General features: G+C 67.0%; 12 protein-coding genes. 3 read left to right on the top strand and 9 right to left on the bottom strand.

Going from position 1 to position 14,481, the window contains the following annotated elements:
* Positions 1 to 39 precede the first annotated feature (39 nt).
* The 6 genes from A3OK_RS23395 to A3OK_RS0121420 all read right to left on the bottom strand — a co-directional run bounded on the left by A3OK_RS23395 (position 40) and on the right by A3OK_RS0121420 (position 6,328).
* Entirely contained in the window at positions 40 to 2,340 is a 2,301-nt protein-coding gene (locus A3OK_RS23395; RefSeq protein WP_019906950.1) for a calcium-binding protein, read from the bottom strand.
* Positions 2,341 to 2,484: 144 nt separating this feature from the next.
* Positions 2,485 to 3,057 (bottom strand): NUDIX hydrolase, encoded by a 573-nt coding sequence (locus tag A3OK_RS0121440; RefSeq protein WP_019906949.1) that lies wholly within the window; start codon positions 3,055 to 3,057, stop codon positions 2,485 to 2,487.
* A 110-nt stretch (positions 3,058 to 3,167) separates the two neighbouring features.
* Positions 3,168 to 3,410 carry a sulfurtransferase TusA family protein gene (locus A3OK_RS0121435; protein WP_019906948.1) on the bottom strand — a complete coding sequence of 81 codons (243 nt, stop codon included), beginning with the start codon at positions 3,408 to 3,410 and terminating at the stop codon, positions 3,168 to 3,170.
* A gap of 105 nt (positions 3,411 to 3,515) precedes the next feature.
* Positions 3,516 to 3,926 carry a hypothetical protein gene (locus A3OK_RS0121430; RefSeq protein WP_019906947.1) on the bottom strand — a complete coding sequence of 137 codons (411 nt, stop codon included), beginning with the start codon at positions 3,924 to 3,926 and terminating at the stop codon, positions 3,516 to 3,518.
* 152 nt (positions 3,927 to 4,078) lie between these two features.
* Positions 4,079 to 5,446: a glutamate--cysteine ligase gene (locus A3OK_RS0121425; protein WP_019906946.1), complete on the bottom strand. Its 1,368-nt coding sequence runs from the start codon at positions 5,444 to 5,446 to the stop codon at positions 4,079 to 4,081.
* A gap of 129 nt (positions 5,447 to 5,575) precedes the next feature.
* On the bottom strand, positions 5,576 to 6,328 hold the full coding sequence (locus A3OK_RS0121420; RefSeq protein ID WP_019906945.1) for a 16S rRNA (uracil(1498)-N(3))-methyltransferase: 753 nt from the start codon (positions 6,326 to 6,328) through the stop codon (positions 5,576 to 5,578).
* A gap of 235 nt (positions 6,329 to 6,563) precedes the next feature.
* On the opposite strand from A3OK_RS0121420, the gene A3OK_RS0121415 reads away from it, so the two are divergent.
* The 3 genes from A3OK_RS0121415 (at position 6,564) to A3OK_RS0121400 (ending at position 10,669) form a co-directional block, all read left to right on the top strand.
* Positions 6,564 to 7,031, top strand: a complete 468-nt coding sequence (locus A3OK_RS0121415; RefSeq protein ID WP_019906944.1) for a hypothetical protein — start codon at positions 6,564 to 6,566, stop codon at positions 7,029 to 7,031.
* A 38-nt stretch (positions 7,032 to 7,069) separates the two neighbouring features.
* Entirely contained in the window at positions 7,070 to 8,017 is a 948-nt protein-coding gene (ubiA, locus tag A3OK_RS0121410; protein ID WP_019906943.1) for a 4-hydroxybenzoate octaprenyltransferase, read from the top strand.
* A 609-nt stretch (positions 8,018 to 8,626) separates the two neighbouring features.
* A complete protein-coding gene (locus tag A3OK_RS0121400) occupies positions 8,627 to 10,669 on the top strand; it encodes a M23 family metallopeptidase (protein WP_245259459.1) in 2,043 nt (680 codons plus the stop codon).
* Positions 10,670 to 10,681: 12 nt separating this feature from the next.
* Here the strand turns inward: A3OK_RS0121400 and gluQRS are convergent, their stop codons facing one another.
* The 3 genes from gluQRS to A3OK_RS0121390 all read right to left on the bottom strand — a co-directional run bounded on the left by gluQRS (position 10,682) and on the right by A3OK_RS0121390 (position 14,446).
* Positions 10,682 to 11,548 (bottom strand): tRNA glutamyl-Q(34) synthetase GluQRS, encoded by an 867-nt coding sequence (gene gluQRS / locus A3OK_RS0121395; RefSeq protein ID WP_019906940.1) that lies wholly within the window; start codon positions 11,546 to 11,548, stop codon positions 10,682 to 10,684.
* Entirely contained in the window at positions 11,545 to 11,847 is a 303-nt protein-coding gene (locus A3OK_RS23780) for a hypothetical protein (RefSeq protein WP_245259396.1), read from the bottom strand. The genes gluQRS and A3OK_RS23780 overlap by 4 nt, the downstream gene beginning before the upstream one ends.
* 535 nt (positions 11,848 to 12,382) lie before the next feature.
* Complete coding sequence (locus A3OK_RS0121390; protein ID WP_019906939.1) at positions 12,383 to 14,446, bottom strand: ATP-binding protein; 2,064 nt, start codon at positions 14,444 to 14,446, stop codon at positions 12,383 to 12,385.
* Positions 14,447 to 14,481: the final 35 nt, after the last annotated feature.

Genomic DNA, 14,481 nt, shown 5'->3' with positions numbered 1-14,481 from the left:
CCACAGGATGCGACGCCGGCCCGACCGATGCTTCAACGATCACGTGATCAAAAAGTCGCTGTTGTAGAGCGGCCGTGCGTTGTCCAGAACGGCAAACAGAACAGCCTTTTCCGCACCACTTCCATCGGAATCGTAATAGAGCGCGCCGCTGTTATGATTGTATAAGATCCGATCGTTGCTATCGATCGTGTCATAGGACAGATCTTTGAAAGCCTCAGAGCTCAGCGTTCCTGCTTTGAGGCCTTTGAAGATCGCGTTTTCGAGGACGATTTCGTCGGCATCAGAGAGATAACTGGTGATGTGATCGACGTTGGTCGAACCGAGCGTGGTGTCGAAGACGAACTGTGTCGCGCCGCCCGAACCTCCATCGCTGAGCGTGTCCCTGCCGAGACCACCGTTCAGGATGCTGTGGCCTTCCCCTCCGACGATCGTATTGTCGAGTTCGTTCCCGGTCAGACTGATGCGCTCCGGCAGAACCTTGCCCGGTTCGACGCTATAGGTGTCGGCCCGCAGGAACTCGATGGATTGCCCGTCGGGCAGCTTGTAATCGCTTCGGGCATAGACCGTATCGCTCCCCTCCCCGCGCGCCTCGATCACCTTGTCCTTCGCGTCGCGCACGAAATAGAGATCGTCGCCGGCATGCCCCCTCAGGATGTCGGTTCCGCCGCATCCGTCGAGCCAGTTATCGCCGGAATTGCCATCGAGGACGTTCGCCTGGCGGTTGCCAAGCGCATAGGTGTCGTCCGTTCCCGTCAGCCTCAAATTCTCGACATTCGAGGACAGGCTCATGCTCACCGACGACAGGACCAGATCGGTGCCCTGGTCGCGTCCCTCGATGATCACGTCACCGAAGTGATCCACGATGTAGGTGTCGCTGCCGAGACCTCCCTGCATGCGATCGGCGCCCGTTCCGCCGTCGAGCGTGTCGCGACCTTCACCGCCGACGAGCCGGTCGCTGCCGCCATATCCGAAGAGCGTGTCGTTGCCGGCGAGGCCGGAGATCGTCTCGGCGACATCGCCGGTGACGGAGCCCTTCAGCACGTCGCTGCCGGATGTCGCGCCTGCGATTACGACGGATTTGGTATCGGAGAACGTGTAGACCTGCAGATCTTCGAGGAAAGTTTGATCTGTTCCGCTCTGGAGTAACGTGGTCCTCGTCAAGGCGAAACGACCATCGGACAGCGCCTCGGCGGAGACGCCGGAGTTCCAGATATGGTTCGTGGCCATCTGCGAGTAGAACTGGATGTGTTCGCCGGTATAGGCTCCGTTCGCGTCGTAGAGATAACCGTGCAGCGTCTTGATCGACAGGTCGCCGGATAACTCGGTGCGTTCCTCGACGATTTCCAGAATCTGCCCGTTCGAGAGACCGATGCGATCCTCGATATCGGGATTGTCCAGATCGTCATGGGAGGGGAATTCCAGGCCCGCCACGAACGACGATCCACGACCCGGATTCCAGATCATCGTCTCCGTGCCGGACGACAGAGAGGTCGTATTGCCGGGTTGATACTCTCGGCCAAGGAATTCGACCGCGAAACTCCCGTTGGCGAGGGAGTCGATGCTGTACTTGATGGTCGGAGCACCAGGGAAGGCCATGTCGTCCACATGGCCGATGACGAATGTCGAACCGGCCGGCTTGCCGGCGCTCGTCACCAAGCGTGCCACCACGTCCGAACCGTCCTCCGTCGCCTGGACCCAGGTCGCGAGGTAGCGTCCGTCCGAGAGAGCGACGACTTTGGTCGAGTTCGCCTGATCCCCGGTCATATCGCGGTCGACGATGGCCGAGGCGACGAATTTGCGGTTGGCGTCGACGATGTCGACGGTCCGGTACACACCGCTGCTTCCCTTCGCCAGGTGGGCGAGCGCGGTCGTGCCGTCGCTTCCATACGCGACGTCATATTCATACTGCGCGTAAACCTTGGCGCTCTCGTCGAGGGCCGCCAGCTTGGCGGTGTAGAAGGTTCTTTCGCTCCCATCCTCGGTGGCCACGACGAGATCGACCTTGCCACTTTGCTTCCAGGTGGCGGTGCGAAAGTCGTACTCGTGGTTGATGAGATCGACGGATCCGACAAGGACGCCGTTCTTTGCCAGATGCACGGAATCGAGAACCGGATCGCCGTAATCGCGCGTCTGTCCAACTTGTGAACCCGCGGCATCGAAGGTGGCGGACTTGAACGTTGTATCGAAATAGTATCCCCAACTCGTCGTGATCTTCTCACCGGACGTGAACAGGACGGAATACTGACCGTTCTGATTGGGGACGATCTCGAGAATGTTTGTTCTGCTCCCGCCGTCATCGAGACGGATCGCATCACCGATAGTCAACAGATTCAACGTCATCGATCGCTCCGGGAACCGCTTGAACCTCTGCTACGGACCGAAGGAACGAGTTTCAATCGACGCGAGCGACGCGCAGGATTTCGCGACGAACGGTGATATTTATACAACCAGACCAAGAATAGGCTTAAAATCCACCCGTCGATTCTAGCGTTCCACGAACAATTCCGGCCGGCGCAGGCGCAGGGCGAGGAGGAGGAGCAGGGTCTTCATGTCGGTGATCTCGCCCCGGTCGCTCATGGCCGCGAGGGTCGCCAGCGGCATCTCGTGCACGGTGATGGCCTCGTGCTCCTCGGCCAACCCGCCGCCGGGGCCCGAGCGGTCGGCGGCTTCGTAGGCGCCGAGGAACAGGTCCATCTGCTCGGTGGAGATGCCCGGCATGGACCAGCCGGTCGTCAGCCGCTCCAGCGTGCCGAGCCGGACCCCGGTCTCCTCGAAGGCCTCGCGGCGGGCGCCGTCCTCGGGCTCCGATTCGTCGAGCAGCCCGGCCGGAACTTCGAGCAGCGACAGGGTGCCGGCGGCAAAGAAGGTGGGTGGCCGGAATTGCTCCACCAGCAGCGCCACGCGCCGCTCGGGATCGTAGGGCAGCACCGCGACCGCGCGGCCGTGGTCCTCGATCTCGCGGGTGAGGCGCGTGCCGTCCGGCATCGTCACCTCGGCCACGAGGAAGCGGCTCCAGCCGTCGTGCAGGATGCGCGTGCCACGGATCACCGGCGCCATATACTCGTTCCCGTCTTCCGGCCGCGGGCGGTCGCGCGGCCCTGTTCGGGATCACCTAACCGGGAGTTGCCGCATCATTGAGGCAAAGGCGGTGCCGAATGCGCGGCATGTCACGCGCCGGCGCCGCCTTTCTCGATGGTGAAGCAGAAGACACCCTCCTCCCGGCCCTGTCCCACCAGGCGGTCGCCTTCCTGGGAGACCAGGTGAGGGATGTCGATCACCGAGACGGGATCGGTGCAGAGGATGGTCAGCCTCGCCCCGGGTTCCAGGGCGCGCATCGCCTTGCGGGTGCGCAGGACCGGGAGCGGGCATTTCAGGCCGCTGAGGTCGAGAATGGGCAATGCGTCGGTCATTCGGCCCCTCACGACGAAAAAACCCCACCCGCGGCGTCGGCCGTGGGCGGGGCTGCGTCACGATCGCCGATGCGTCGCGAGAGACGCATCGGCCGATGGATTCGGTCAGTACCCGTAGGCGGGGTAGCCGTAAGCCGGCGCATAGCCATAGGCCGGGGCGGCATAGCCGTAGGCGGGTGCATAGCCGTAACCGGGGGCGTAACCACGGTCGTAATAGCCGTAGCGCGGGGCCTGGCTCGCGGCGATCGCGCCGCCGATGATGCCGAGCGCGGCGCCGGCCGCGAGGGCCCCGCCGATTCCCGGTCCACGGCGGTAACCGCCGCCGTAATAGCCACGGCGATAGCCGCCACCGCCATAATAGCGGCCGTAGCGCACAGTCTCGACGGCCGAACCGCCGCCGGCCACCTGCGCCGAGGTCAGGGCGGGCATCGGCGCGGCCGTTGCACCGGAAACAGGAGCCGCCGCGAGACCGATGGCGGTCGAACCGGCGAGGACCAGGGACATGATGCGCGACATGCGGGCGATCTCCTATTTCGAATGAACCTGAACCGTAAAAACACCATCTCCGATGAACCGTTCCGGAACAGCTCAAGCACTATCGGCCCAACCTGCCCCGTCGCACAATCGTCCCCGAGACGACACGTGGTATTAGAGTCAATACGACCGGGTCAGAATACGCATTCGGTGAAGGCGGGCTCTACCGAGCGGCGCCACGGCCCTTCGTAATCGGCGAGCCTGTCCTCCGCCCGCGAGCGACCGTCGGCGACGATGGCTTCCAGCGGCTGGAGATAATGCGCCTCGTCCCGCCCCTGCGAATCGCGGCGGGCGCGCGCTTCGAGACCCTTGCGGGAGATGGCGAGCGCTTCGGCGGCCACCGTTCCGAGGCTGCGGCCCGCGATCGGGGCGGCGAGGCCGAGGCGCGGAACCGTGGCGCGCAGGCATTCGCGCTCGGCGGCGCTCCAATGTTTGGCGATGTCCCAGGCGGCGGCGAGGCCGGCCTCGTCGTAGAGGAGCCCGACCCAGAACGCCGCCTGAGCGACGATCATGCCGGCATCGCCGACATCCGAGCCGCGCATCTCGATGAAGCGCTTGAGCCGCACTTCGGGAAACGCGGTGGAGGCGTGGTTCGCCCAGTCGGAGACCGTCGCCCGCTCGCCGGGAAGGGCGGCAAGCCGGCCATCCATGAGATCGCGGAACGAGGCGCCACTGACGTCGTGATAGGTCTCGCCGCGCTTGACGAAATACATCGGCATGTCGAGCAGCCAGTCGGTATAGGCCTCGTAGCCGAACCCGGCCTCGAAGGAGCGCGGCAGCATGCCGGTCCTGGCGGCGTCGGTGTCGCGCCAGATCTCGGAGCGGCGCGAGAGGAAGCCGTTGGGACGGCCGTCGGTGAAGGGCGAGTTGGCGAAGAGCGCCGTCGCCACCGGCTGCAGCGCCAGGGCGACCCGCATCTTGGCGGCCATGTCGGCTTCGGAGGAGAAGTCGAGATTCACCTGGACGGTCGCCGTGCGCAGCATCATGTCGAGGCCGAGGGACCCGACCTTCGGCATGTAGCCCGCCATGATCTTGTAGCGGCTCTTCGGCATGACCGGCGTGTCCTCGCGGGTCCATTTCGGGCTCATGCCGAGGTCGAGGAAGCCGATGCCGAGAGGATCGGCCGCGCGTGCCGTCGCTTCGAGATGGAGGCGCAGTTCGCGCTCGGTGCCGTGGACGTCGGGGAGCGGCGCGCCGGACAGTTCGAACTGTCCGCCGGGCTCGAGCGAGATCGCCCCGCCATCGGCGCCCGCGAGCCCGATCAGGTTGCCGGCATCCTCGATCGCCTCCCAGCCCGTCTCGCGCGCCACGCCTTCGAGAAGCGCGCGAATCCCGGTCTCGCCCGCATAGGGGACAGGGCCGTTGCCGTTCTTGTAGAACGGGACCTTCTCGTGCTCGGTGCCGACGGCGAAGCTCGCGCGCGGTTTCTCGCCTTCGGCGAACCACGCGATCAGCTCGTCCCGCTTCGTCAGCGGTGTGGTGTCGGACGTATCGCGCGCCATGCGCTGCCTCGTGGTGAAGGTCGTGTGTGGTGAGAGGCAGGCCGGACCGCAGCGGAGGAGCCCCTTCGGAGATGGCGACTCCTTAGTCCAGGCGCGAGGTAGGGACAACGCGGGGCATCGGGGGGCTGCTCAGCGTGTGTCCCCGAGCACAGACTGGACCAGGGCGAGCGCCACCACGGCGGCGGTGTCGGCCCGCAGGATCCGGGGGCCGAGAGAGAGGGCCACGGTGTTGGGCCGCGCGGCGATCATCGCCCTCTCCTCCTCCGAGAATCCGCCCTCCGGCCCGATCAGCACCGCCAGCGGCGGAGGCGCCGAGGGATCTGCGGCCTTGCGCAGGGCCGCGACCGGGTCGGCGACGGGCGCGTCCTCGTCGCAGAAGACGAGGAGCCGTTCGGCGGCGAGGTCGGCGAGCGCCAGCGGCAAGCGGACCGCCTCTGGAAGTTCGGGAATCGCCACGATGCCGCATTGCTCGGCCGCCTCGATGGCGTTGGCGCGCAGGCGATCCTGGTTGATCCGCTCACCCTGCGTGTAGCGGGTGAAGACCGGGCGGATCGTGCCGGCGCCCATCTCCACCGCCTTCTGCGCCAGGTAATCGAGGCGGGCGGTCTTCAGCGGCGCGAACAGGTAATGCAGGTCGGCCCGCTCGGGCTGCGGCCGCAGGCGCTCCACCGCGATCAGCTCGGCGCTCTTGCGGCCGCTCTGGACGATGCGGGTGCGCCATTCGCCGTCGCGGCCGTTGAAGACGAGGACCGGGTCGTCGGGCCCGCGCCGCAGGACGTTCAGCAGGTAATTCGCCTGGGCACGCTCCAGGGGGAGAATCGTGCCGTCGCGGAGATCCGGCTCGACGAAGAGGCGCGGGGCGGTGAAGTCGTAGGCTGCCATGGTTCCGCGTGGTCGCCCGCGGCTCCGCGCCTGTCAACGCGGGGCCGAAAGCCGCATGTTGCAGCGGAGCCACAAGGCCGGACTTTGTCGCGTTTCCCCAAACGCATTCCTTGCCGCCGGTTTACGTCTCGAATGACGCCACATTCCTATGGCGAGACGTCTCACAGGAGAGGCAATCGCACCGGCGGCCCTGAAATGGCTCCGGCGTGGATTGGGGGAGAGGGAAGCCTAGCTCATGTCATCGAAGACCATCGCGGCGTTTGCCGGAGCCCTTCTCGGGTCCGCCCTCATCGCCGGACCTGCCTTTGCGCAGAACGCGGAATGCGGCGAGATCCAGAAGACGCTCCAGTCGCGCAAGGAACTCGTGGCCAAGGCGAATGCCGCCTCGAACTCGAAGAAGAAGATGACCCCGGGCGAAGCCTGCGCCCTGTTCGGGAAGCTGCAATCCAACGGCTCCGAGGGTGTCAAGTGGATCGCCGCCAACAAGGAATGGTGCTCGATCCCCGATGCCTTCGCCGAAGGGTTCAAGGCCGATCACATCAAGGTCTCGGGCATCCGCACCAAGATCTGCGGCGTCGCAGCCCAGGCCTCCAAGATGGAAGCCCAGGCCCGCGCCCAGGCCCAGAACGGCGGCGGTGGCGGCGGCATGCTCGGCGGTCCCGGTCTCACCGGCAGCCTGAAGATGCCCCAGGGCGCGCTCTGAGCATTGGCTGACGCTGTCTCCGACGTTCGCGCCCGCGCATGGCGGGCGTGACCTCGCCGGACGGGAAGGTCGCGGACGCGGTCGCCGGGCACTGGGTCGATCGCCTCGCGCCGCGCGCCCTCCGCCCCTATCTCCGGCTGGCGCGAATCGACCGGCCGATCGGCTGGTGGCTGCTGCTACTGCCCTGCTGGTGGTCGGCCGCGTTGGCGGCCCTCGCCGGCCGCGCGGCGTTCCCGGACCCGGTCCATCTCGCGCTGTTCCTCATCGGCGCCGTCGCCATGCGGGGCGCGGGCTCGACCTATAACGACATCGCCGACCGCGACCTCGACGCGCAGGTGGAGCGCACGCGCTCGCGCCCCCTCCCTTCGGGACAGATCGGGACCCGCGCCGCTGCGCTGTTCCTGGTGCTACAGGCCCTGGTCGGCCTCGCGGTGCTGCTTCAATTCAACCGCACCGCCATCCTCGTCGGCATGGCGTCGCTCCTGCCGGTGGCGATCTATCCGTTCATGAAGCGGGTGATGTCGATGCCCCAGGCGGTGCTCGGCCTCGCCTTCTCGTGGGGCGCGCTGATGGGCTGGGTCGCGGCGTTCGGCGATCTCGCGGCGCCCGCCTGGCTGCTCTATCTCGGTACCGTCGCCTGGGTCGTCGGCTACGACACGATCTACGCGGTGCAGGATATCGAGGATGACGAGATCGCCGGAATCCGGTCTTCGGCGCGCCTGTTCGGTCGTGGGCTGAAGCCGGCCATCGGCCTCTGCTACGCCGTCTCGGTCACCGCCATCGCCATCGCCGCCGCCTTGGCGGGCGCGGGTGCCCTGGGCTGTCTCGGAGTCGTCCTCTTCGCCTTCCATCTCGGATGGCAGGTCTACCGCCTGAAACCCGGCGACGGGCGCGGGGCGCTCACGCTCTTCCGCTCCAACCGCGATGCCGGGCTGATCCTCTTCGCCGGACTGGCGGCCGATGCCGTCTGGCGGGGTCTGTCCTAGGCACCTCGTCCTGGCATTTGTGGATTGGATCGACGCTGAACTGTTCGGGTTCTGCTGTCAGGGCTTTAGGGCCGAACTCGCAGGGCGCGGGTCGGCGATCTCTACCTCGGCGCTGTCACAATGTGGGCCGAGCCTATTCGGCCGGCTTTGAAGCGCTTCTTGGCAGGCTTACCGCGGTCCACATTCGGCAACCCGGAAGTGCCGTGGCGCGCGAGACAGCGGCACAGTGACGAATGCGTCAGGTGCGGAATCGCTTCCTGCAACGCGTCGGGATAATGGTCTAGGGGCGATGGCGTGTGCCGCTGGAACGCCGCAGTCGTCCTGGCGCTCCGGTGGTGAACCAGACCATGGAGCATTCCTCCAGGCGCCGGACACAACCAAACCATCAAAATCCGGGATCAAACACCCAGGGCAGGCGCCCTGTCCTCCGGGGACACCTCGCGGCCGCGCCTCAATCTGGACATGGTCGGCTTCGACATGTCGGGCCTCGATCGATATCATCGGCCACGGATCGAAGTCCTCCGGTTCTGGACCAACGAGACCGGGTCGATCCTTTGAGAAGACCAGGCACATTTGAGAGGGAATCACGTGGCGCGCGGCCGTCTCAGGATCGGAGCTCCGACGAACAACGCCGAGTCGCGCCAGGTCCCTCCAAGCCGGGCAAGCGATGCCCCTCTCGACCTCTTCGTCACCGATTCCGCCAGGATCGACCGTCGTGAGGTCAATCTGCGCTGGCTCTGCGCGAGCGCTCTGACCGGGCTCACTGGAGCGGGGCTCATCGGCGCCGCGATCTACGTCTCCCTCCAGGGCGACGTCTCTTTCGCCGCCGTTCCGGAACATGCCGAGATCATGGTCCGCCCCGCCCCCAGTGACGATGTCGCCAACATCGCCAGGAAAGGCGACCGGCTCGTCCGCAATGTGATGATCGCCTCGGCCAAGCAGACCTTCCGCTCGCCGGTGACGGTGCGCCTCGGCGAACGCGAGATCATCAAGGTCCGGCCCTTCGTCCGGATCTCGACGGCGCTCTCCATGTCGACCGGGGTCTTCTCCGCAGAGATGCCGCGCTTCGACCCGATGAAGTTCGTCTCCAGCGAGCCGCTCGAACGGGCGACCGAGCCGAGCGCCGCCGATGCCCCCGGCGCGGAGGTCACCGTGATCAAGCGGGATCTGACCACGATAGCGATCGAGGCGGATACGCCCGCCCTCGGCGACGATGCCGTCACCGCGCAAGTCGAGGAAGAGAAGCGACTGGCCGCCGAGGCCGGGCGCCGCACAGCGATCCCGATCGCCCCGCAGCTGATGCTGTCGCGGGCCCTTCAGCAGGGCATTGCCGGTCCCGATTTCGGTGGGCTCACGCCGCCATCGGGCGATGCGAGCCCCTTCAAATCGATCGACGTCCTCGTGGTCCCCGAGAACGTCACCAATCTCGCAAAGACCAGCCTCCGGCAGGGCGAGACGCCGCTGGTGGAGGATCGCGACTTGGCGATCAAGCGCGGCGATACGCTGGAGGCCTTGCTGAAAGCCACCGGCCAGGCGAGCGACGAGCAGATCAAGGGCGTCGTCGCCGCTCTCGGCGGGCGCGCGCGGGTCGGCGAGCTTGCCGAAGGCCAGCAATTCCGCATCCAGATCGCGCCCGGCCCGAAGCCCGGCGATCCACGGCAACTGACGCGGGTCACGCTCTACGGCGAGACCGGGGTCGAGGTGACCGCGGCCATCAACGATCGCGGTGTCTTCGTTTCGGTGGCGCAGGCGGTGGAGGACAAATCGGCGCGCAAGGCGCCGGTCGTTGCCGATACCGGGGATGACGACGAGGACGAGGATGGCGGCTCCGGTCCGCGTCTGTACCAGAGCCTCTACGAGACGGCGGCCCGGCATGACCTGCCGCGCGCGACCGTGGAGGATATCGTCCGGATCTTCAGCTACGACATCGATTTTCAGCGACGTATCTCGAATGGCGACAGCCTCGACGTCTTCTATACCTACGACGAGGATGGCGGTCAGGCCGCCCTCGACCGGCCGGAACTCCTCTACGCGTCGCTCAACCTGGGCGGAGAGGCGCGCAAGGTCTTTCGCTTCCAGTCGCCGGACGACGGCTCCATCGACTATCTCGACGAGCAGGGTCGCTCGCTGAAGAAGTTCCTCATCCGCAAGCCCATCGCCGACGGCATCATGCGTTCGGGGTTCGGCTACAGGCGTCACCCGATCCTCGGCTATGCCAAGCTGCATACCGGCGTGGACTGGGCCAACCCGATCGGCACGCCGATCGTCGCCGCCGGCAATGGCACCGTCATCAAGGCGGATTGGGATTCGGGCTACGGCCGCCGTGTCGAGCTGCAGCACATCAACGGCTACGTCACGACCTACAACCACATGTCGCGCTTCGCCCGCGGGGTCACGTCCGGCGCCAAGGTGCGCCAGGGACAGGTGATCGGCTATGTCGGGTCCACCGGCCTCTCCACCGGCGCGCACCTGCATTACGAGGTCATCATCAACGGTCACTTCGTCGATCCGATGAAGATCCGCGTGCCGCGCGGGCGCGAGCTCGACGGGCGAATGCTCACCGAGTTCACGCGCCAGCGCGAGCAGATCGAGGGCACGATGCAGAAATCGCGCACCGGCAATGCCATGGCCCAGCGCGACGCACCGCGCTGAGGCCCTCTCCCCTCATCCGAACCCGAGACGGCGGCGGATCTCCGCCGGCGTGACGCCCTGCGCCCTCAGGTCGCCGAGGGATTCCGAGCCGCGCGACTTGGCGAGCTTCGTCCCGTCCGGCCCGAGGATGAGGGAATGATGACGATAGGCCGGGCTCGCGACGCCGAGCAGCGCCTGCAACAGGATGTGGAGATCGGTGGAGGCCAGGAGATCGGCACCGCGAACCACGTGGCTGACCTCTTGGACGGCATCGTCGATCACGACGGAGAGATGGTAGCTCGTCGGCACGTCGCGGCGGGCGATCAGCGCATCGCCCCAGCGGACCGGATCGGCGGCATGCACCGTTTCGGCGCCAGCCGCGTCGAGACTGCGGAAACGATGCGGGCCGGGGACGCGCGCGAGGGCGCGACCGATATCGAGTCGCCAGCCATGCAAAAGCCCGGCGGCGAGGCGTGACGCCCGGTCGGCGGGATCGAGCGAGTGGCAGGTGCCGGGATAAAGCGGCGCCCCGTCCGGGTCACGGGCCGGGTCAGGCCCTGCGGCCGAGATCACCGCGGCGCGAGAGCAGAAGCAGGGATAGGCGAGGCCGCGCGAGCCGAGCATCTCGACGGCATCGCGATAGGCCGGCAGATGCCGTGACTGACGCCGGACCGGGCCAGCGAATTCGATTCCGAGCCAGGCGAGGTCGTCCTCGATGGCGGCGATCAGTTCGGGGCGCGACCGCACCGGGTCGATATCCTCGATGCGCAGAATGAGTTCGCCGCCGAGCCGCCTGGCGTAATCCCGATTGACCAGCGCCGAATAGGCATGGCCGAGATGGAGGCGCCCATTGGGGCTCGGCGCGAAGCGGAGGCGGATCGGAGCGGACGACCCGGTCATCCCCCGGAATGGCGAAGGCAATGCTGTTCTTGCGGAACGCAGGCGATGCCCGGCAGGGAGCAGGCCAACCCTTCCGCGTGCCGCTGGCAGATCGTGCACCCGTCGCTCCACTCGGCGCAGGTGGCGTCGTCGGCCGAAGACGAAGGCCCGGAGCGGCCGTGCGACGACGGCGCGAAGGTGCCTATCAGGACAGTGACCACCACGACGGCTGCCACGCCCCAGGCCACGAGACCATCCCGGTTCGGCGATGGCGGCATCGGCGCCTTGGCGTCGGACGGTGGCGAGGCTGGTGCTTGCATGGGGCCCGTGTTCGCTCGCGCGCCGCGCCCTGTCAACGCGAGGCTGGGAGCGGGAAACTCCTGCCTCTCAAATCCGGCTGGAAGCGGCATGATGTGTGGGATGCTGCGAATCCGTGTTCGCGGCGCAGGACGATGCGACCGGGCCGCCTCGCTGGCGGGGCAACCCTGTCGTGCAGGACGTACCGCCCCGGCGAGGTCACGCCCGGCACGGTGAGAAGCCATGCTTCGGGGGTCACGAGCATGGAGCTGCCAGCCCGGCTCCGAAACGCCTCATCCCCCCGGGGCGACCTTCATCACCGGTGTGTCTCCAAAACAGGATCGCATGGCTGTGACGAGGATCGACCAGGGGTCGTGGCATCGGGCGTCGCCGGCCAGCGAGGTCGCCAAGGCGCATTCCCGGGCTCCCGCGTCTCCCCCAGACCGGGATGCGTTCCGGCCGTGTCGGAGTCGACAGAGAGACATTGATCGGTCGATCGTCAGGTCTGGTTCAAGCCTCCGGGCCGGGCGACGCGGAGGCTGTCTCGCCGAGGGAGCTTCAGGCCGCGGCGGCGGTGGTCCTGTCGAGGATGGCCGGCAGGGTCTTGAGGTCGAGGGGCTTTGGCAGGAAGGCGTCGAACCCGGCTTCGCGTGCGGCCCGCTCGTCCTCGCGGCCGGTATTGGCGGTGAGCGCCACGAGGTGGAGCGGTGCGAGGCCGTGCTCGGCCTCGCTTACACGGATGCGCCGCGCCGTTTCGAGGCCGTCGATCCCCGGCATTCGGATGTCGATCAGGGCGAGGTCGAACCGGGAATTGGGACGATCGAGCTGGACCAGCGCTTCGAGTCCGTCCCGCGCGAGCACCACCTCGGCGCCGAGCCGTTCCAGCGCCCTGGTCGCCAGGAGGGCGTTGATCGGGTTGTCCTCGGCGAGAAGAACGCGGATGCCCGGCACTCCGCGAGCCTTCACCTTGGGAGGCGAGACCGCGTCAAAGCCGGGCGCCGGTCCCACGGCCGGATCGGAGCTGGCTGTGATTGAAGTCGGTTCGAGGAGGCGGTCGAAGAGCGAGCGGGCTCGCACCGGCTTGATGAGATAGCTGTCGAAGCCGGCAGCCCCCGGTGCGCCGAATTCGCGGCGGTCGAAGGGAGAAAGGAGGATGAGGCTGCAGCGCACGCCGCATCTCCTGGCTTCCGCCGCGAGGCTGCGCACGCTCTCATCGCCGAGCGAGCGGTCGGCGATGACCGCATCGAAGTAGACGCCCGACAATGCGTCGAGCCCGGCATCGAGACTGGGTACCACCACCGCCGATGCGCCCGAGCGGGACAGGCGCCGGGCAAGGAACGGCGCCTGATAGGGCGACTCGGCGACGATCAGGATCCGGCGGCCGTCGAGGGAGATTCGGGGCAAGGCGCTCTCGCTGACAGCGCCCGCCGGCAGGGGCAGATGGACGGTGAAGGTGCTGCCGCGACCGACCACCGACCTCGCATCGATGCGCCCCCCCATCTGCGAGACGAGGCGTCGGGTGATGGCGAGGCCGAGGCCGGTTCCCTCGTGGCGCGTGCTGGCGCTGTTGTCGCCCTGCTCGAATTCCTCGAACAGGATGGGGATGCGCGCGTCGGGAATTCCCGGTCCCGTATCGGCGATCGCCAGGACGATCTCTCGCTCGACCCAGCGCATGGTGACGCCGACGCCGCCACGGTTGGTGAACTTGATCGCGTTGCCGGCGAGATTGACCACGATCTGGCGGACCCGGTCGGCGTCGCCGACGACCTCCGTGGGCACGTCGTCCGCCACGTCGATGGCGATCTCGATACCCTTGTCCTGGGCGCGGGGCGCGAGGAGTTCGACCACGCCCTCCACCACCGCACGGACGTCGAACGGCTCGGCCGACAGGTCGAGACGGCCGGCCTCGATCCGCGAAAAGTCGAGGATGCCGTCGATGAGCGTCAGCAAGGCCCGGCCGGACGTCTGCACCGCCTCCACATAGGTCCGCTGTTCGGCGTCCAGCCCGGTCTCCAGAACGAGGTCGGCCATGCCGAGGATGCCGTTGAGCGGCGTGCGGAACTCGTGGCTGACGGTCGCGAGAAAGCGGGACTTGGCCACGTTGGCCGCCTCGGCGCGGTGCCGCGCCTCGTCGAGGGAGCGGGCGGATTCGATCCGTTCGGTGATGTCGGAGCCGGCGCGTAACCATTGAGTCCGTCCGCCCGGTCCGGTCACGGGCGTCTCGATGAAGGAGAACCAGCGCGGGATGCCGTCGACGGGTCGCACCTGCATCTCGATCCGGCTGACGCCGTCGGCCTGTTGATGACGAAGCCCCTGTTCGAGGATTTCGAGCTGAACCGTCGAACCGAGCAGCGTCAGCGGCTCGGCTCCGAGGAGGTGGCCGAACCCGTCATTGGCGAAAGTGATCCGTCCGTTGGCGTCGCGCTGGACGATGACGTCGGTGGTCGCCTCCACCAGGGCGCGGTAGCGCTCCTCGCTCTCCGACATCCGCCAGATGCGGTCCTGGAGCCGTTCGATCTCGGTCCCGTCGCCGATCGGTCGGCGACGGAGCCAGGCGAGGACGCAAGCCGTGGCCAGGACGGCGAACAGGATGAGAGCGAGGGCGACCTCCAGTGTGACCACCGACTTCTCCGTTGGATGGCGCGGAACGGTCGAGA

This window comes from Methylobacterium sp. 77, from assembly GCF_000372825.1.
Lineage (GTDB): Bacteria > Pseudomonadota > Alphaproteobacteria > Rhizobiales > Beijerinckiaceae > Methylobacterium.
The sequence above is the reverse complement of the archived record's forward strand: the minus strand, read 5'-3'. Positions and strand labels throughout refer to the sequence as shown.

Bases quoted from the DNA above. Each gene is read 5' to 3' on its own strand.
- ubiA (WP_019906943.1), top strand. From the start codon at position 7,070: ATGGCGGGCGTGACCTCGCCGGACGGGAAGGTCGCGGACGCGGTCGCC.
- A3OK_RS0121435 (WP_019906948.1), bottom strand. From the start codon at position 3,410: ATGACCGACGCATTGCCCATTCTCGACCTCAGCGGCCTGAAATGCCCG.
- A3OK_RS0121430 (WP_019906947.1), bottom strand. From the start codon at position 3,926: ATGTCGCGCATCATGTCCCTGGTCCTCGCCGGTTCGACCGCCATCGGT.
- A3OK_RS0121440 (WP_019906949.1), bottom strand. From the start codon at position 3,057: ATGGCGCCGGTGATCCGTGGCACGCGCATCCTGCACGACGGCTGGAGC.
- A3OK_RS0121420 (WP_019906945.1), bottom strand. From the start codon at position 6,328: ATGGCAGCCTACGACTTCACCGCCCCGCGCCTCTTCGTCGAGCCGGAT.
- A3OK_RS0121425 (WP_019906946.1), bottom strand. From the start codon at position 5,446: ATGGCGCGCGATACGTCCGACACCACACCGCTGACGAAGCGGGACGAG.
- A3OK_RS0121415 (WP_019906944.1), top strand. From the start codon at position 6,564: ATGTCATCGAAGACCATCGCGGCGTTTGCCGGAGCCCTTCTCGGGTCC.
- gluQRS (WP_019906940.1), bottom strand. From the start codon at position 11,548: ATGACCGGGTCGTCCGCTCCGATCCGCCTCCGCTTCGCGCCGAGCCCC.
- A3OK_RS23780 (WP_245259396.1), bottom strand. From the start codon at position 11,847: ATGCAAGCACCAGCCTCGCCACCGTCCGACGCCAAGGCGCCGATGCCG.
- A3OK_RS23395 (WP_019906950.1), bottom strand. From the start codon at position 2,340: ATGACGTTGAATCTGTTGACTATCGGTGATGCGATCCGTCTCGATGAC.